The following is a 16626-nucleotide window of genomic DNA, read 5'->3' on the forward strand; positions in this document are numbered from 1 at the left end:
CTCGTCAACCCCAGCAACCGAATCGACACCCGGCCCCCCTCAAAATCCGAGTAAACACAAGGAAACGTACAGATGTTGACGGACGAAGATTGATCGCTCTAGTCTCGGCACACACTCTAAAACGTTTCAGCGAAAGGCCATCATGACCCGCGTGTGCTTCCAACTGCAGGTGCGACCCGAACGACTCGAGGAGTACCTCGCGCGCCACACTCCCGTCTGGCCCCGCATGCTCGAGGAGATCGAAGCATCCGGTCGCCGCAACTACTCCCTCTTCGTTCGCCCCGATGGAATGCTCATCGGCTACTACGAGACAGACTCGGTCGAAGCATCCCAGGCCTACCTCGACCGCAGCGCGATCGCCGCCGAGTGGGAAGCGGAAATGGCAGAGTTCTTTGTTGCCCTCGATGGTCGCCCCGATCAGGTCGCAACAACGCTCCCCGAGGTGTTCAACCTCGCCGACCAGCTCGCCGCCGCACACTAGCAACAGCGCGTCAGACAGCGAGCGCCGCGTCAAACAGCGTCGACGGCGCTAGCCGACGTCGAGCGCCTCACGACTAGCTCAGGCTGGAACTCCACGTGGCGCGGAGACGCATCCGGATTCGCCACTTCTTCCAGCAGAATCTCCAATGCCGTGTGGCCGATCATCCCTGCCGGCTGGCGGATCGACGAGAGCGGAACCACCGCGGCGGCGGCGAAGTCGATGTCGTCATAGCCGATAAGGGCTATGTCTTCGGGCACCCGAACATTCGAGCCCTGCAGCATGAGCGCTTGCAGCACTCCCATCGCGACCAGATCGTTCGCCGCAAAAATCGCATCGGGCAGTTCGGCGCGCGCGGCAATTTCAGCGCCCGCTTTGCGGCCAGCGATCACACTGAGCGAATCGAGAGTCACGAGCTCGAGGGAGACCTCCGGGTGAGCCCGTGCGGCGAGCTCTGCACCTTCGAGGCGGTCGGCAACCTGGCGAATCGAGAGCGGCCCCCCGACAAAGACCAAGCGTGTGCGTCCTTCGGAGATCAAGTGCTCTACGGCCATTCGCCCGCCGGCCACATCATCCACCGTCACGGAGCTGAAAGTGCGGTCGGGGCTCGCCCGGTCAACGAGCACGGCAGGGATGCCCCGCGCCCGAAGCGCGCCAAGCCGGGCAGTAATATCACCGATCGGCGAGATCAATACCCCGTGCGAGCGCTGTTGCTCAAATAGTTCGAGGTAGGCCCGCTCGCGCGCAGGGTCTTCGTCACTGTTTCCGAGAATGACCGAAAGCCCCTCTTGGGCCGCGCGGGTTTCGGCGCCACGGGCGACATCGGTGAAGAAAGGATTTCGTACGTCAAGAACGACAAGACCGACCGTCTTACTGTGACCATCCCGCAGCTGACGGGCAGCATCATTACGCACGAAACCGAGATCATTGATCGACTGCTGAACTTTAGTAACCGTTGCCGGCGCAACCTTTGACGGATGGTTCATAACGTTAGAAACGGTGCCCACTGAAACGCCCGCATGGCGAGCAACATCTTTAACGCTGACCCCACTCATGCTTTCCTGCTTTCTCAGCCACGTCGCTGCCCAGTTATTGTCTGATCGCTGGTTAGATTTTGAATCGTTCAATAGTGGCACGGAATCGCTGCACCTTGACGAAAACCCGCACAAGACCTTATTCTCGACCTGCATAGTTAAAACGATTCAATGAAGAGTTGATGAGTGAGACACCGCACACTCGACGTCCGAGCGTTGCCCGTCATCACCCGCAGAACAAAGGAACAGCAGTGACCAGCTTCAGCTCCATCGCAGCCCGCCTCGAAGAGCAGGCCATCGAACTTCCCTCCTGGGCATTCGGCAACTCCGGCACCCGTTTCAAGGTTTTCGGCACTCCCGGAACGCCTCGCACCCCCGAAGAGAAGATTGCGGACGCTGCTCAGGTCAACAAGTACACGGCACTCTCGCCGACAGTTGCCCTCCACATCCCATGGGACAAGGTTGACGATTACACCGCCCTGCGCACCTTCGCCAACGACCACGGCGTTGACCTCGGTACGGTGAACTCGAACACCTTCCAAGACGATGACTACAAGTTCGGTTCGCTCACTCACGTCGATCCCACGATTCGCCAGAAGGCGATCGACCACCACTTCGAGTGCATCGATGTGATGGATCAGACGGGTTCGCGCGACCTCAAGATCTGGCTCGCTGACGGTTCCAACTACCCCGGCCAGGCCGACATCCGTGGTCGCCAAGATCGCCTTGCCGACTCCCTGCAAAAGATCTACGACTGCCTCGGCGACGAGCAGCGCATGGTGCTCGAGTACAAGTTCTTCGAGCCCGCTTTCTACCACATGGATGTCCCGGACTGGGGAACCAGCTACGCGCAAGTAGCCGCGCTCGGCGAGCGCGCTCTCGTGTGCCTCGACACGGGCCACCACGCCCCCGGCACCAACATCGAGTTCATCGTGATGCAGTTGCTACGCCTCGGCAAGCTCGGTTCCTTCGACTTCAACTCGCGCTTCTACGCCGATGACGACCTCATCGTGGGTGCCGCCGACCCCTTCCAGCTGTTCCGTATCCTCTACGAGGTCGTTCGCGGCGGCGGCTACGGTGCCGACAGCGGCGTGGCTTTCATGCTCGATCAGTGCCACAACGTTGAAGACAAGGTTCCCGGTCAGATGCGTTCGGTGCTCAACGTGCAGGAGATGACCGCTCGTGCACTGCTCGTCGATTCGGATGCTCTCACCGCTGCGCAAGACGCCGGTGATGTTCTCGGTGCCAACGGCATTCTGATGGATGCCTTCTACACCGACGTGCGCGCTGACCTTGCTGCTTGGCGCGAGTCGCGCGGCCTGCCCGCCGACCCGATGGCGGCGTACGCAGCATCCGGTTACCAGCAGAAGATCGCCGAAGAGCGCGTTGGTGGCGTTCAGGCTGGATGGGGAGCCTAGGCGGCTTAAGTAGCCTGCGGCCAGCATTAATGGGGTGTACGCTTACTCTGGGTTTGGTTCATTGAATCAAAGGCAGCGGAAGGCACAATGGCGAACATTCGGGACGTGGCGCGGCACGCGGGAGTGTCCGCGGGCACTGTCAGCAACGTACTCAATCGCCCGAGCTACGTCAACGCTGCGACACGCGAAAAGGTGCTGAACTCGATCAAAGAGCTCGAGTTTGTTCCCGTCGCCAACGCCCGCCAGTATCGCCCCGGACGCGAACGAACGCTGGGCTTCGCTCTCGCCGACATGGGCAACCCCTTCTTCGTCGATGTCGCCCTCGGCGCTGAAGCCGCCGCTAAGGAATTCGGCGTTGGAGTGGTAATCGTTCACAACGGCGAAGACCCCGCCCGTGAACAACAGAACCTCGACCTGCTCGTGCAACAACGCGTGCACGGCATCATGATCACCCCGGTCGATGAACGCAACCCTCGCCTCGAGGAACTCATTGCACGCGGCGTGCCCGTGGTCTACGTGGACCGCATCTCGGGTGACCACCCCTGCTGCTCGCTCGCCACCGACGACTTTGCCGGTGGAAAGATCGCCGGAGAACATCTGCTCGACCTCGGCCACACCCGGATCGCTTTTGTGGGCGGATCTGCCATCTCTCGCCAGGTCGACGAGCGCTTCAACGGTCTCACCGCCGCCGCTACGAAAGCGGGGCTCGCCCCATCCGACATTGAACGCATCGACGTTCCCTCATGGAAGTTTGCCGAAGGCCGTCACGCCGGCAGGCTCATCGCTGAACGCCCCCGCGACGAGCGCCCGACCGCAGTCTTCTGCGCCAACGACATGCTCGCCCTCGGTGTGCTTCAAGAGTTTGTGCTCGACGGCATCTCAGTGCCCGACGAGATCTCCATCATCGGCTTTGACGACCTCGATTGGGCCAGCGCCGCCACGGTTCCCCTCACGACTGTTCGTCAGCCGCGAGAGGAACTCGGCCGCACCGCGGTGCGGATGATTCTCGACGAGATCGAGCAGGGTGCATCCCATGAGCACGAGCACGTCATCTTCGAGCCCGAACTCATTGTGCGAGCATCCACGGGCCCGTCGCCGAAGCTACGAGACAGCGCACCAAGCGCGCTGCTGGTCTGATTTTTCGACAGCGTCGATTACCTTCTGAATCTCCCACGCCTCACGGAAATCGGGCGACGACGAAGTGCCCGCAACGATGGCATCGATAAACTTCTTGACCTCAAAAATCTTGAGTTCGTGCAGCCCGATGTTGATTCCCGACATCGGCCACAGCGCTGCGTAGTCGCCATGCCTCGGCCCCAGTTCAATCGTGCGGAAGCCGTGCGAGTCGAGTCCATCAGAGTCGAGCGAAACCTCGAGTTTGTGGCTGTCTTGCTGACTGAAGCGGATGGCGCCGCGGGTGCCGGTGAGCGTAAACGACACTTCAAAGGCACGCCCCACGGCTACGCGGCTTGCCTGCATTGAGCCAATAGCCCCATTCGCAAATTCGAGCAGCGACAACGAGTAGTCGTCGTTGTCAACGGTGTGCCGGATGCCGTCAGCGTCATTGCGCTCCGGGACAACGATCTTCGTCATGCCGCTCACCCGGGCAACATCGCCAACAAGGTGACGCGCGAGAGAGATCATGTGCGACCCGAGATCGCCGAGCGCTCCGCCACCGGCCCGCGCCCGGTCAGTGCGCCACGTGAATGGCACGTCGGGGTCGATCATGGTGTCAGCGCTGAAGAAGCCGGTAAAGGAGATGAGTTCGCCCAGCTCTCCCGCATCGATGAGTTGTCGAGCAAGGGTGATACCGGGGTTCTGCAGGTAGGTGAAACCGACCTGAGTGGTGACTCCCGCTGCTTCGGCTGCTTCGGTCATGGCCAAAGCGCCCTCAACGGTGAGCGCCAAAGGCTTCTCGCACCAGATGTGTTTGCCGGCGCGTGCCGCCGCAATCGCCACTTCTTCGTGGAAGGCATTGGGGGTAACGATGTTGATGATGTCGATCTCGGGATCGTTCACGATGTCCTGCCATGAATCGGATGCCCGTTCGAAACCGTACTGCTCGGCCGCAGCCTGAGCACGTTCGAGAGTGGGATGAACAAGCGCTACGAGCCGTGGCTCCAGCCCCACATCCCCAAAAACAGCACGGACATTTCGCCACGCCATTGAATGCTCTTTTGCCATGAGGCCGTCACCGATGAGTCCGATTCCCACGGTCTTAGTCGTCTTATTCATGCGCTTGCTCTCTCCTCGTCGTTAAGGATGGGGGTGTTAAGAACGTGGGGCCACGCTTCTCAGCGTGGCCCCACAGAATCTTGCTCGCTCTCGACTTAGAGGGCGGGCTCCAGGTCGTCAACGTTGTCGATGTCGACGATGGTGTTCTCCAGCGGGACCATCTCGGGAACCGTCTCACCCTTCATCACGGAGATGAGGGTTTCGATGGCGAGTTCACCGTTGCGGAACGGAGGCTGCAGGATGGTGCTGAACTGCTTGCCTTCGCGGATGTTGTCGAAGGCTCCAGCCTCACCGTTGATGCCAACAACGACCGGAACGAAGTCGAGTCCGCTCTCTTCGAGTGCCTGCAGGAAGCCCTTGGCCATCGTGTCGTCCTGAGCGTAAACGCCCTTGATCTGGTCACCGAACTTGGTGATGAGGTCGCGCGAAGCTACGAGAGCCTTCTGCTGGTCGAAGTCAGCGTTGACCGTGGCGAGAATCTCGAGCCCTGAACCCATGCTTTCGAGTTCGTCGAGGAAGCCACCACTGCGGGCGATCTCAGTACCGTTTCCGGCCTGGCCCGCAATAACAACGATGCCGCCAGTGCTGTCGAGGGCACCGTCGAGCTGCTGAGCGCTGATCTTGCCCTGGTCGTACTTGTCGGCGCCTGCGAAGGACTGAATGAGCTCCATCGACTCGTCACCGGCACGGGTGTCGATGGCGACAACGGGGATGCCAGCCTGCTCTGCCTTGAGCAGTCCAGGCAGGTAGCTGTTCTCGTCTGCTGGCCAGAGCAGGATGCCGTCAACACCGCGCGAGACGCAGGAGTTGAGCTGTTCTGCGCCGGTCTGAGCCGAGAACTCTTCGCTGACGATGGTGAGCTCTACGCCGGCTGCATCTGCAGCGGCCTGAGCGCCCTCGTTAGCCGGGGTGACGTAGGGGTGTGAGTTGGCGAGCGTGACATAGCAAATGCTCTTGCCTTCGACACTGCCTGCGTCGCCGGATGCTGAGTCCGTGCCTGAATCGGCGGCGGTGCAGCCTGCTACTGCGAACAGAAGCGTGGCAGCAGCCGAGGCGACGAGGATATTACGACGTGCAATCATGCGTTCCTCCTAGGAAGTGGTGTGTTTCTTGGTGCGACCCTCACGCTTCTCTGCGCGCGGGAAGATGCGCCGCCATGTCCGGAGACAATGCGGTCGAGGCTGATCAGAAGGATCAGCAGAAGGCCGGTGTAGATGGCCTGGGTGTACGACGGAACGCCGTTGTATTCAAGGGCTGTCGTGAGGGCGCCGAGGGCGAGCACTCCGCCGAGGGTGGCGAGCGACGAGCCGCGGCCACCTTCGAGTCGCGTGCCACCGATGACCACAGCGGTAATCGCGGGGATCAACATGACGGCACCGGCAACAGGTGACCCTGCGGCGGTACTCAGCGACTGCATCATCCCTGCTAACCCGGCAAAGAAGCCCGACAGAATGAAGGACGTTGCAATGTACCCGTTGGCGTTGATGCCGCTTGAGGTGGCTGCCGGAGCATCGCTGCCGACCGCGTAGAGGTTGCGCCCGGTGGGGGTGAGCTTCAGCCACACGAACATCAGCACGGCAGCGGTCAAGAAGATCGCCGATCGTGGTGTGAGTATCCAAAGGAAGTCAGCTGTCAACGGAAGACCGAAGATCGGGTCTTCTGAACTCAACGGGTACGAGTTCGTGAGCAGCAGGGCAAGTGACGCGAAGATCAACAGCGTGGCCAAGGTCGCGACGAGCGAGTTGATCTTGAACACCACCACCATCAACGCATTGACCGCACCGATCAGAATGCCGACGGCGACACCCGCGGCGGCGGCCGGAACGTTGCCGATGACCGGCTGCATGAAGATCGTGGTGATGCCCGCCATCGACATCATCGATCCAATAGAGAGGTCGATCTGGCCCGCGATCAGCACTGGCGTAAGGCCGAGTGCCAAGAAGCCGACGACCGTTGCTCTGTCGAGCACCGACTGGAGCGTGTTGACGGTGAGGAAGTCGTCGAGGCTCAGGCCGCCAAAAACGGCGACCGCAACGAGCATGATGACCAGTCGGTACTGAACCGCACGGGTACCGAGTAGAGCGAAGTCGAAGTTTTTCACAGTCTTCCTGCCTTCCGACGAAAGTACGCGTCGATGCCGACGGCTCCGAGCACAATGGCGCCCGTGATGAGTCCGGTTGCTTGGCTGGGGAAGCCGAGCAAGATGATCAGGTTGCCGATGAGGGCGGTGATGAGCACGCCGCCGACGGTGCGCAGCACGCTACCGTTGCCGCCGAAGACGCTCGTTCCGCCGATCACCACTGCGGTGATCGCCACGAACTCGTAGCCGGTACCGATGATGGGGCGCGCTTGGCCGTTGCTCAGAGCAAGAAGCACTCCGCACAGTCCGGCGAGAAAGCCCGTCATTGCAAACGCGGCGGCCTTCGTGAATCGCACGGGAACCGCGCTGGCCTGAGCTGCTTGGTAGTTGCCACCGACCGCAAGGCTCCAGCGACCAAACGAGGTGCGGGCGAGCAGCGGATGCAGAATCAAGGCCACGAAGATGAAGATCCAGATGAACACCGGGATGCCCAGGATGCTGCTCTTCACGAACGTGGAGAGAGCGCTCGGCTGGGCGTACACAATGCCACCACCGACGAGCAGCTGGCTCAGGCCGAGGAGCACCGAGCCGGTGCCCAGAGTCGCGATGATCGGGTTGATGCGCAGGTAGCCGATCAGGATGCCGTTGACGACACCACCCATACTCGCGACGAGCAAGCCCATCAGCGCAGCGAGGCCGGTGCCCATCGATTCTTGAGCACCGAGGGTGACGAGGGCGCCCATGGCGACGTTGGCCGGAACAGAGAGGTCGGCGAGACCTCCCGAGACCATCACGAAGGTCATACCGAGGGCGATGAGGCCCACCGCCGAGTTGGCGTTGAGCACGTTGGTCAGGTTGTTTACCGTCAGAAATGACGGTGAGGCAACTGACCCAATAACGACGAGCACCAGAATTGCAATGGGGATGCTCAGCGTACTGAACAGTGCGCCGGGCGTTTTGCTCTTGTCGAGGCTTTTCGCGGGTGCGACGAGCTGATTCATGCGGCCACCTCCTGACCTGTTGCGGCGCGCATGACCGACTCTTCGGTTGCATCCGCGCGGGAAATTTCTGCCGAGATCACGCCTTCGTGCAACACGAAGATGCGATCGCAGACTGCGAGCAGTTCGGGCAGCTCGGAGCTGATCATGAGTACTCCGCCGCCGTCTTGGGCGAATTCGCCAATGATGTGATGGATGTCAGCTTTAGCGCCCACATCGACACCTCGGGTTGGCTCGTCGAGAATGAGCAGCTTCGGTTCGGAGAGCAGCCACTTGCCGAGAACGACCTTCTGCTGGTTTCCCCCACTGAAGACGTTGAGCGGACGCTCGACCTGGGGCGGGTTGACCTTGAGACGGTCGGCAAGCTCCGTGACGATCTTGCGTTCCTTGCCCAAGAAGATGAGCAGGGCATTTGTGATGCGCGTGATCACCGGCAGGGTGAAGTTTTCGCGAACCGACAACCCCGGAATGATTCCTTGGCCCTTTCGGTCTTCGGGAACAAGAGCGACCCCGGCGGCAACCCCCTGACGAGGCGAGCGGATCTTCACCGTCTTGCCCGCGAGGGTGATGGTGCCTTCTTCGAGCGGATCGAGCCCAAACAGTGCGCGAGCAACTTCGGTGCGGCCTGAGCCGACGAGGCCTGCTAGCCCGACGATCTCGTGCTTGCGAACATCCAGAGTCACATTGTCGAACTGACCGGCACGCGATGCGCCGACAACCGACAAGACTTGCTCGCCGAGCTCGAGATCAAATTTGGGGAACATCTCGTTGAGGTCGCGACCGACCATGAGGCTGACCATCTCATCGGGAGTGATTCCCGCGACGTCCCGAGTTTCGATGTGGCGGCCGTCGCGAAGAACGGTTACCCGGTCGCCGATTTCCATGACCTCTTGAAGGCGGTGACTGATGTAGATGATCGCGATGCCGCGGTCACGCATCTTGGTGATGACATCGAAGAGAACGCGAGTCTCTTTGTCTCCCAGCGACGATGTCGGTTCATCGAACACCACAATGTTCGGCTGGCGCGCGACAACCTTGGCGATCTCGACCAGCTGTTGCTGGCTAATAGAGAGGTCGCCCAAACGCGTGCCCGGATCGATGTCGGTGTCGAGTTCGTCGAGCACCGCAGCAGCTTTCGCGTTCATCGCGCGGTAGTCCACGAAAGGACCACGCTTGGGCATCGCGCCCAAGCTGATGTTCTCGGCCACCGAAAGATCGGGAACGAGGTTGAGCTCTTGGTAGATCATGCCGATACCTCGGCTGCGGGCTTCGCGCGGGGTCCAGTGGGTCGCTTTGCGACCACCGACCTCGATCTCGCCCTTATCGGGCTGGTAGAAACCGGCCAAAATCTTCATCAGCGTGGACTTGCCAGCGCCGTTCTCTCCGACGATGGCATGCACTTCGCCCTCGTTGATCTCAAGATCAACGTCTTGAAGCGCCATCACGCCGGGAAAGGATTTGGTGATCCCGGTCATCCGAAGAGCGACTGCGGGTGTCGACTCGGTTGTCATTCTGAACTCCCCTCATCGCGAACACTGTCTGATCCATTGGTTCGCTGAAGTGTGAATCGCACACTGTAGCTGACGCTCTGCCCGGCAGGGATCGAGGTGAGCTCGCCGGCCTCGCGTGCTGCATTGCGTCCGAAAACGTTGGCGGTGTTAGTTGGTTCGATGCCTAAGGCGTAATGCCCCTGACCGACCATCTTCCACTGGAAGAGCCACGGGAGCTCCAGCCCGGAGAACTCGACAATCAGTTCAAGACCGAGATCGGGGTTCGTTACACGTACCTGTGCCGCCGGCTCGTCGCCGATCGTGTGGCGGAAAACCTGTTCGGCGAATCCGGGAGTGGGCGCGGCGCCTGTCTGCCAGGTATCGATTCCCTTCTCTCCCTCGGCGTCGCGGGCGACGGTTTCGCGGGAGGGAATATCGACAATGGTGTTTTCTGACAGCAGCGGCCAGCCGAGGTTGATGTGGTACAGAATCATGTGCGGCTGCTCGGCGAATGACTCGTTGGTCACGGTGTCTTCGAGCAGGAACGACGTCGCGCCGACCTCAGCCGAAATCGTGCGCTGCAGCGTCAGGTTCTCGCCAAAGACAGCGGCCTGACGAGTAACGGCCTTGACCACTACTTCGCGGGCGTTGGCTTCGGCTCGGATGACGCGAGCTTTCTGCGCACCGATGCGGCCGTGCAATCCCAAAGTCTGCCCCGCGTCGTCACCAGCCGGCCCGAACGTGTCGAGACCACAGGTGGCGAGCAGTCCGCCGCCGAAGGTCCGCAACCAACCAGCGCCCTCGGGTTCAAATGCTTCAGGGGCGGTGATCTCGGTCGGCGAGATCCACGCGATGGGGATGCCGTCGAACGTGACCTGCCCGATGTCGAGCGCCCGGTCCGGATGAAGTTCGACCTCCATACCGCTGCCGTTCACCATCCGCAGACGGCGCGCACCCCGCGCAGGCCCTTCGGCCTCCACGAAGCTGTCGAGTCGAACGACCTGAGAGAGCGAACCTACGCGTTCTCTCAGGGCCGTTCCCTCGCGACCAAAAACGTTAGACATGGAGTCCCAATTCGGCGTTCTCGGGACCGAAGTGCTTGAGAATAACGAGGTCCTGGGTAGCGGAGCGGTTAGTAACGGTAACTCCGGCGCGAGCTGCCGACTCGGTGACGAAGAACTCGTCTTGGCTGAGCTGTCCGAAGCGGATGAGCGTGGCGGCGGCGATGTCGTGGGTGCCGAGCGTTCCGGTTCCCTGCACGGCAATGAGACCGTACGCATCAGCATCCGTCACCGTCACCGACTGGCCCGGGCGAACAGTGAGCTCCTTCGCGCTGAAGTGAGGCGAGCGGTACACGATCCACTTTTCAACGTACGCGGTCTCGCCATCAGCCAGCGACTGCGCGGTCGAGTACGGCGCCATGAAGCGGTTCGTCACGAAGTTGGGGTCGGTGTTCTTCTCCCAGTCGAGCAAGGAAATGATGAAGTCGAAGTCTCCGTGGTGCTCCGGCGGAACGTCCTTCCACAGGAGTTCCTCGGGAACCTCGCGGTTATTGCTCCACGACTCACACATGCAGAAGACGTCGCAGGCGGCTTGGGGTTCGTAGGTGCAGATACTGGCGGGAGCGTGCAGAACGCCCGACGGGATGTCCCACCCGGTGCCGAGCTGAGTGCGGTAGCCGCGCGAAAGATCGGTGATGCGGTTGTCGCCACCGTCGCCGAAACGCATGAGGCGGGCTTTCACCTGATCAGTGGTGACCTCGGGCTGGAAGCCGAGGAACGAGATCGGCTGGTCGCCCAAGTGGTTGTTCATGTGAGGCGAGTAGTAGTAGGCCTCGGGCTTGCCGGGCTTGTCTACGAGCGCAGCTTTCTCATCCGTGTGGTGCACGTGAAAAGGCAGCGCCTGCTGGTTGTCGAAGAACTTCGAGTACATCGGCCACTTCTCGTGCTGCGTCCAGAGACGCTCACCAATCGCTTCGCCCTTGTGGTGTCCGACGAATTCGTCGAAGGGAAGCAGTGCGCCACCATCGGGGTCAACGACGAGGCTGAGGCCTTCGTTTGCTCCCGTGAGAGGCCCGTTGTCGGCGCGAACGGCGGAAGAGAGCCAGCGCTCATCGATGCCGCCCCGGCCCTGGGCGAAGGGGAAGTAGTCATCCGGGTGAAGGCGGATACGGCGACCGGGAGTGCAGAATGCGCGGGGAACCCAGGTGGGGGCGAGCTGAACGATGCCCTGCCCAGCTTCGAGAGCGCGATCCATGCCGGATGCGCTGCTTGCGACGTTTTCGTACGCTCCATCGACCATGTGCGATTCTCCTTCTTCAAGCCGGTGCGGCAGCTTGGCGAATCGCACAGGCTGCTCTGCCGTGTCTAGTTCAGTTCTGGTTCAATGAACCGGTGTTCAGTGAACCTATCACTCGTGACGGGAAAGTGTCAACGCTCAACCACATTGGTGCAGATGCGGGGGCGCCCCTCGAACGTTTGTGTGAAATTTCGTGGGTTGTAACATGAAATCTCACACACCACCGAGGAGCACGATGGCGACGATTGGCACTCTGGGCGCACAGCAACGGCGAGCGATGTTGCAGGAGCGCCTCAATCGCGACGGCGCTCTGCGCCTCGACGACATCGCTGCCGAGCTCGCCGTCTCGGCGATGACCGTGCGCCGCGATCTCGATGAGATGGAAGCCGAAGGGCTGCTGCGGCGGGTACGCGGCGGAGCGATCTCGATCTCGGGGCCGCGCCCCTTCGATGAACGCCGTGCCGTGCGTGCCCGCGCCAAGCAAGTGATCGCCACGAAAGCGTTGGCGCTCATTCCGCAATCGGGAGCGATCGCGCTCGACGCTTCCACCACGACCGGCACGATAGCTACGACGATCGGCCAGCGTGATGGGCTTTCTGTCGTCACCAACTCGTTCGAGAACTTCATTTGCCTGCGCTCGATTCCGGGGGTGACCGGGGTGCTCACAGGCGGCGAGTCCGAGCCGAAGACCGAGAGTCTGGTGGGGCTTCTCGCCTGCCAGGGGGCGGCATCCGTGCTGTACTCGCGCTTCTTCTCCTCGGCGAGCGCCGTCGACCCGAGTCTCGGCAGCTCTGAGGTATCGCTCGATGAGAGTCAGGTCAAGCAGGCCTTTGCCGGCGCCGCTCGCGAGACGATTCTCTGCGTCGATTCGTCGAAGCTGGACGACCAGTCGATCGCGGTGAGCTTCAACCTGCGTGACGTGAGCTTGCTGATCACCGAACTCGACCCGCGGGATTCCCGGCTGGATGCTTACCGGGAGCACGTCGAGCTTCTCTAACATGCACGCTCCCTTGCACCTTCTGGTAATTTATTGTTAGATTTCACAAATACTTACAAACCTGACGATACGGGATACCTCCATGACGAACCCCACTGCCGCTGAACTCATCGCTCGGTCGAACCGCCTCGGTTCTGACCCACGCGTCACCAACTACGCCGGCGGCAACACGTCGGCCAAGGGCACCGAAACGGATCCGGTTACCGGCGAGCCCATCGAACTCATGTGGGTGAAGGGCTCCGGCGGAGACCTCGGGACGCTCACCGAGTCAGGCCTCGCCGTACTGCGCCTCGACCGCCTGCGCGCCATGACCAACGTCTACCCCGGCGTTGACCGCGAAGATGAAATGGTGGCGGCGTTCGACTACACGCTGCACGGCAAGGGTGGCGCCGCGCCATCCATCGACACCGCCATGCACGGACTCGTGGATGCTGCGCACGTCGACCACTTACACCCCGACTCGGGAATTGCTTTCGCCACCGCCAAGGACGGCAAGAAGCTCACCAAGAAGGCATTCGGCGACCAAGTTGTGTGGGTTGGCTGGCGTCGCCCCGGCTTCCAGCTCGGACTCGACATCGCCGAGATCAAGGCGAAGAACCCGAAGGCGATCGGCTGCATCCTCGGTGGCCACGGCATCACCGCGTGGGGCGACACGAGCGACGAAGCAGAAGCCAACAGCCTCTGGATCGTCACGACCGCCGAAGAGTACATCGCCGCGAAGGGCAAGAAGGCACCGTTCGGTCGCAACGTTGCCAAGAACGCTGCACTTCCCGAGGCCGAGCGCCGCGAGAAGGCCGCCGCGCTTGCCGCAACCATTCGCGGCATCGCGAGCCACGATCGCCCCATGGTCGGTCACTTCACCGACTCTGACGTCGTTCTCGACTTCCTCGCTTCGGCGAACGCCCCCAAGCTCGCCGCTCTCGGCACGAGCTGCCCCGACCACTTCTTGCGCACCAAGGTCAAGCCGCTGCTGCTCGACCTGCCCGCTAACGCGTCGGTCGAGAAGAGCATCGAGCGTCTGAAGGAACTCCATGAGGAGTACCGCAAGGACTACACCGCGTACTACGACAAGTTCGCCACCGACGACTCCCCCGAGATCCGCGGCGCAGACCCGCTCATCGTTCTCGTTCCCGGCGTCGGAATGTTCAGCTACGGAGCGAACAAGCAGACCGCCCGCGTTGCCGGCGAGTTCTACGTGAACGCCATCAACGTCATGCGTGGCGCCGAAGCAATCTCGAGCTACGCCCCCATCAGCGACGCCGAGAAGTTCAACATCGAATACTGGGCACTCGAAGAAGCCAAGCTGCAGCGGATGCCCAAGCCCAAGTCGCACGCCACGCGCGTTGCTCTCGTCACTGGCGCAGCATCCGGAATCGGTAAGGCCATCGCTACCCGCCTCGCAGCGGACGGCGCCTGCGTCGTTATCGCCGACCTCGACCTTGAGAAGGCTCAGGCCGCCGCCGCCGAAATCGGAAACACTGATGTCGCCATCGGCCTCAAGGTCAACGTGACCGACGCCGAAGCGATCGACCGCATGGTTCAGGATGCCGTCCTCGCCTTCGGTGGCATCGACATCGTGGTGAACAATGCCGGAGTTTCACTCTCGAAGCCGCTGCTGGAGACCACCGAGAAGGATTGGGACTTCCAGCACGACATCATGGCCAAGGGTTCGTTCCTTGTCTCCAAGGCGACCGCGCCGGTACTGATCGATCAGGGAATGGGTGGCGACGTCATCTACATCTCGTCGAAGAACTCGGTCTTCGCTGGCCCGAACAACATTGCGTACTCGGCCACCAAGGCCGACCAGGCTCACCAGGTGCGACTCCTCGCAGTCGAGCTGGGCGAGCACGGCGTGAAGGTCAACGGCATCAACCCCGACGGCGTCGTACGCGGTTCGGGAATCTTTGCCGCCGGCTGGGGTGCCAACCGCGCCAAGACCTACGGCATCGAAGAGGACGACCTCGGCAAGTTCTACGCTCAGCGCACGATCCTCAAGCGTGAGGTTCTGCCGGAGAACGTGGCGAACGCGGTATCGGTGCTCACGGGCCCCGACCTCAGCCACACCACTGGTCTCCACATCCCCGTTGATGCTGGTGTTGCGGCGGCCTTCCTCCGATGAACGCACAAGTTATCGCCGCGGTCGATCTGGGTGCGACCAGTGGCCGAGTCATGCTCGGCCACGTGGGTCACAACGAGCTCTCGGTTCGCCCCGTTGCACGTTTTCCCAACGGGCCAGTTCGCCGCGCCGATGGCTTGCACTGGGACATTGATGCGCTCTACTCGAGTGTTCTCGCTGGCTTGGCGGCTGCTGTTCGTGAAGAGCCGCAGCTGTCGAGCATCGGCGTGGACTCGTGGGCGGTTGACTACGCGCTGATGGCGGGCGGGCAGATGGTTGCCCCTCCGTTCCACTACCGCGATGATCGTACGGCGGCGGGCGTGGAGCGCGTCCACGCGATCGCCGATCATGCTGAGTTGTATGCGTCGAACGGTCTGCAGTTTCTTCCCTTTAATACGCTGTACCAGTTCGCTGCCGAGCAGAACCTTGCCGAGGTGGACGGCTTCCTTCTCGTCCCCGACCTCATCAACTACTGGTTGACGGGGCGTCAGGTTGCCGAGCAGACCAACGCCTCGACAACCGGGTTGCTGAATCTGGCGACCGGCCAGTGGGATGATGCGCTCATCGAGAAGCTCGGGTTCTCCCGCAGCCTCTTCCCCGAGCTGGTTACTCCCGGCACGACGCTGGGGCCGGTGCGCGACGAGCTCGGCATCCGTGCCGACGTGGTCGCTGTTGGATCGCATGACACGGCATCCGCTGTCGTCGCGGTTCCGGCCACGAACGACGACTTCGCGTACATCTCCTGTGGCACCTGGGGGCTAGTGGGTGTTGAGCTCAACTCCCCCGTGCTCACCGAAGCCAGCCGGGCCGCGAACTTCACCAACGAGGGCGGTGTGGACGGACGGGTGCGTTACCTGCACAACGTCATGGGCCTCTGGCTGCTGAGCGAATGCGTGCGCGACTGGCAGAAGGAAGACGCCAGCGTCGACTTGCTCGACCTGCTGGCGGCGGCATCCGCTCTCACGACGACGGTGCCGATCTTCGACGCCAACGACGCCCGCTTTCTCGCCCCCGACGGCATGCCCGAACGCATCGCCGCCTGGTGCACCGAACACGATGTGCCAGCGCCGCAATCGCGCGTGGAGTTTGTGCGCAGCATCATCGAAAGCCTCAGCGTTGCTTTCGTGGATGCCGTACGCACGGCTTCAGACCTCTCCGGAAAGTCGGTGTCGGTCATCCATATCGTCGGCGGTGGTTCGCAGAACGAGTTGCTCTGCCAGCTGATCGCGGACCGCAGTGGAATGCCGGTGCTCGCCGGCCCCGTGGAGGCCACGGCTATTGGCAACGTGCTCGTTCAGGCGCGCGCCCAAGGCTTCGTCGAGGGTTCGTTGGAGAGTTTGCGCAGCCTCGTCGCTGCCGCGTTTTCGCCGAAGCGCTACTTGCCGCGTTCGCAGTAGACCGCCGGGGCGCTGTGCACGCCGGAGTTACCCGCGGCATGCACAGCGCCTTCGTGTGCGCTTAACGAACACAGCGCCAGCCACC

At 61.8% G+C, this 16626-nt stretch carries 14 protein-coding genes; 6 read left to right on the forward strand and 8 right to left on the reverse strand.

Annotated features, from left to right (window positions below):
• Positions 1 to 142 precede the first annotated feature (142 nt).
• The gene (locus CLV85_RS00315; protein WP_100387635.1) at positions 143 to 481 is read left to right on the forward strand and encodes an L-rhamnose mutarotase; all 339 of its coding nucleotides are present in this window, start codon (positions 143 to 145) and stop codon (positions 479 to 481) included.
• 29 nt (positions 482 to 510) lie between these two features.
• On the opposite strand, the gene CLV85_RS00320 is transcribed toward CLV85_RS00315, so the two are convergent.
• Positions 511 to 1533 (reverse strand): LacI family DNA-binding transcriptional regulator, encoded by a 1023-nt coding sequence (locus tag CLV85_RS00320; protein WP_100387636.1) that lies wholly within the window; start codon positions 1531 to 1533, stop codon positions 511 to 513.
• Between the two features lie 230 nt (positions 1534 to 1763).
• Between CLV85_RS00320 and rhaI the strand changes: the two genes are divergently transcribed.
• Both rhaI and CLV85_RS00330 read left to right on the forward strand, forming a co-directional pair.
• The gene (rhaI, locus tag CLV85_RS00325) at positions 1764 to 2930 is read left to right on the forward strand and encodes an L-rhamnose isomerase (protein WP_100387637.1); all 1167 of its coding nucleotides are present in this window, start codon (positions 1764 to 1766) and stop codon (positions 2928 to 2930) included.
• Positions 2931 to 3017: 87 nt separating this feature from the next.
• A complete protein-coding gene (locus CLV85_RS00330) occupies positions 3018 to 4067 on the forward strand; it encodes a LacI family DNA-binding transcriptional regulator (protein WP_100387638.1) in 1050 nt (349 codons plus the stop codon).
• Here CLV85_RS00330 and CLV85_RS00335 read toward each other — a convergent pair.
• The 7 genes from CLV85_RS00335 to CLV85_RS00365 all read right to left on the reverse strand — a co-directional run bounded on the left by CLV85_RS00335 (position 4032) and on the right by CLV85_RS00365 (position 12034).
• Positions 4032 to 5165: a Gfo/Idh/MocA family protein gene (locus CLV85_RS00335; protein WP_100387639.1), complete on the reverse strand. Its 1134-nt coding sequence runs from the start codon at positions 5163 to 5165 to the stop codon at positions 4032 to 4034. The genes CLV85_RS00330 and CLV85_RS00335 overlap by 36 nt on opposite strands.
• A gap of 95 nt (positions 5166 to 5260) precedes the next feature.
• Positions 5261 to 6247: a sugar ABC transporter substrate-binding protein gene (locus CLV85_RS00340; protein WP_100387640.1), complete on the reverse strand. Its 987-nt coding sequence runs from the start codon at positions 6245 to 6247 to the stop codon at positions 5261 to 5263.
• A complete protein-coding gene (locus CLV85_RS00345; RefSeq protein ID WP_100387641.1) occupies positions 6244 to 7266 on the reverse strand; it encodes an ABC transporter permease in 1023 nt (340 codons plus the stop codon). The genes CLV85_RS00340 and CLV85_RS00345 overlap by 4 nt, the downstream gene beginning before the upstream one ends.
• Positions 7263 to 8246 (reverse strand): ABC transporter permease, encoded by a 984-nt coding sequence (locus CLV85_RS00350; protein ID WP_100387642.1) that lies wholly within the window; start codon positions 8244 to 8246, stop codon positions 7263 to 7265. The genes CLV85_RS00345 and CLV85_RS00350 overlap by 4 nt, the downstream gene beginning before the upstream one ends.
• On the reverse strand, positions 8243 to 9754 hold the full coding sequence (locus CLV85_RS00355; protein ID WP_100387643.1) for a sugar ABC transporter ATP-binding protein: 1512 nt from the start codon (positions 9752 to 9754) through the stop codon (positions 8243 to 8245). Before CLV85_RS00355 ends, CLV85_RS00350 begins: the two co-directional genes overlap by 4 nt.
• A complete protein-coding gene (locus CLV85_RS00360; RefSeq protein ID WP_100387644.1) occupies positions 9751 to 10797 on the reverse strand; it encodes an aldose 1-epimerase family protein in 1047 nt (348 codons plus the stop codon). Before CLV85_RS00360 ends, CLV85_RS00355 begins: the two co-directional genes overlap by 4 nt.
• On the reverse strand, positions 10790 to 12034 hold the full coding sequence (locus CLV85_RS00365; RefSeq protein ID WP_100389204.1) for a cupin domain-containing protein: 1245 nt from the start codon (positions 12032 to 12034) through the stop codon (positions 10790 to 10792). The genes CLV85_RS00360 and CLV85_RS00365 overlap by 8 nt, the downstream gene beginning before the upstream one ends.
• 232 nt (positions 12035 to 12266) lie before the next feature.
• Between CLV85_RS00365 and CLV85_RS00370 the strand changes: the two genes are divergently transcribed.
• The 3 genes from CLV85_RS00370 (at position 12267) to CLV85_RS00380 (ending at position 16541) form a co-directional block, all read left to right on the forward strand.
• Positions 12267 to 13028 (forward strand): DeoR/GlpR family DNA-binding transcription regulator, encoded by a 762-nt coding sequence (locus CLV85_RS00370; RefSeq protein ID WP_100387645.1) that lies wholly within the window; start codon positions 12267 to 12269, stop codon positions 13026 to 13028.
• A gap of 82 nt (positions 13029 to 13110) precedes the next feature.
• Complete coding sequence (locus CLV85_RS00375) at positions 13111 to 15147, forward strand: bifunctional aldolase/short-chain dehydrogenase (RefSeq protein WP_100387646.1); 2037 nt, start codon at positions 13111 to 13113, stop codon at positions 15145 to 15147.
• A complete protein-coding gene (locus CLV85_RS00380) occupies positions 15144 to 16541 on the forward strand; it encodes a rhamnulokinase (protein ID WP_100387647.1) in 1398 nt (465 codons plus the stop codon). Before CLV85_RS00375 ends, CLV85_RS00380 begins: the two co-directional genes overlap by 4 nt.
• Positions 16542 to 16626: the final 85 nt, after the last annotated feature.

The sequence above is a fragment of the Salinibacterium amurskyense genome (assembly GCF_002797685.1).
In the GTDB taxonomy this organism is placed as follows: domain Bacteria; phylum Actinomycetota; class Actinomycetes; order Actinomycetales; family Microbacteriaceae; genus Rhodoglobus; species Rhodoglobus amurskyensis.

Bases quoted from the DNA above. Each gene is read 5' to 3' on its own strand.
- CLV85_RS00315 (WP_100387635.1), top strand. From the start codon at position 143: ATGACCCGCGTGTGCTTCCAACTGCAGGTGCGACCCGAACGACTCGAG.
- CLV85_RS00320 (WP_100387636.1), bottom strand. From the start codon at position 1,533: ATGAGTGGGGTCAGCGTTAAAGATGTTGCTCGCCATGCGGGCGTTTCA.
- CLV85_RS00330 (WP_100387638.1), top strand. From the start codon at position 3,018: ATGGCGAACATTCGGGACGTGGCGCGGCACGCGGGAGTGTCCGCGGGC.
- CLV85_RS00335 (WP_100387639.1), bottom strand. From the start codon at position 5,165: ATGAATAAGACGACTAAGACCGTGGGAATCGGACTCATCGGTGACGGC.
- CLV85_RS00340 (WP_100387640.1), bottom strand. From the start codon at position 6,247: ATGATTGCACGTCGTAATATCCTCGTCGCCTCGGCTGCTGCCACGCTT.
- CLV85_RS00350 (WP_100387642.1), bottom strand. From the start codon at position 8,246: ATGAATCAGCTCGTCGCACCCGCGAAAAGCCTCGACAAGAGCAAAACG.
- CLV85_RS00355 (WP_100387643.1), bottom strand. From the start codon at position 9,754: ATGACAACCGAGTCGACACCCGCAGTCGCTCTTCGGATGACCGGGATC.
- CLV85_RS00360 (WP_100387644.1), bottom strand. From the start codon at position 10,797: ATGTCTAACGTTTTTGGTCGCGAGGGAACGGCCCTGAGAGAACGCGTA.
- CLV85_RS00365 (WP_100389204.1), bottom strand. From the start codon at position 12,034: ATGGTCGATGGAGCGTACGAAAACGTCGCAAGCAGCGCATCCGGCATG.
- CLV85_RS00370 (WP_100387645.1), top strand. From the start codon at position 12,267: ATGGCGACGATTGGCACTCTGGGCGCACAGCAACGGCGAGCGATGTTG.
- CLV85_RS00375 (WP_100387646.1), top strand. From the start codon at position 13,111: ATGACGAACCCCACTGCCGCTGAACTCATCGCTCGGTCGAACCGCCTC.
- CLV85_RS00380 (WP_100387647.1), top strand. From the start codon at position 15,144: ATGAACGCACAAGTTATCGCCGCGGTCGATCTGGGTGCGACCAGTGGC.